The following is a 642-nucleotide window of genomic DNA, read 5'->3' as shown; positions in this document are numbered from 1 at the left end:
GTACCGTGATCCGGTATGGGGACAGTGTCAGGTGGGCAGTTTGACTGGGGCGGTCGCCTCCTAAAATGTAACGGAGGCGTTTAAAGGTTCCCTCAGAATGGTTGGAAATCATTCGCAGAGTGCAAAGGCATAAGGGAGCTTGACTGCGAGACCTACAAGTCGAGCAGGGACGAAAGTCGGACTTAGTGATCCGGTGGTACCGAATGGAAGGGCCATCGCTCAACGGATAAAAGCTACCCTGGGGATAACAGGCTTATCTCCCCCAAGAGTCCACATCGACGGGGAGGTTTGGCACCTCGATGTCGGCTCATCGCATCCTGGGGCTGAAGTAGGTCCCAAGGGTTGGGCTGTTCGCCCATTAAAGCGGTACGCGAGCTGGGTTCAGAACGTCGTGAGACAGTTCGGTCCCTATCTGTCGCGGGCGTAGGAAATTTGAGAGGAGCTGTCCTTAGTACGAGAGGACCGGGATGGACGTACCGCTGGTGTACCAGTTGTCTCGCCAGAGGCATCGCTGGGTAGCTATGTACGGAGGGGATAAGCGCTGAAAGCATCTAAGCGCGAAGCCCCCCTCAAGATGAGATTTCCCAGTATGTAAGACCCCTTGTAGACGACGAGGTTGATAGGTTCGAGGTGGAAGTGCGG

The 642-nt window shown here is 55.5% G+C and carries 1 rRNA gene; it reads left to right on the top strand.

Annotation, left to right across the window (positions count from 1 at the left end):
* A 23S ribosomal RNA gene (locus ACSQ8O_RS36700) occupies window positions 1-642 on the top strand; the annotation flags it as partial.

The organism is Paenibacillus sp. LjRoot56 (assembly GCF_964253335.1).
GTDB lineage: Bacteria > Bacillota > Bacilli > Paenibacillales > NBRC-103111 > Paenibacillus_E > Paenibacillus_E allorhizoplanae.
The sequence above is the reverse complement of the archived record's forward strand: the minus strand, read 5'-3'. Positions and strand labels throughout refer to the sequence as shown.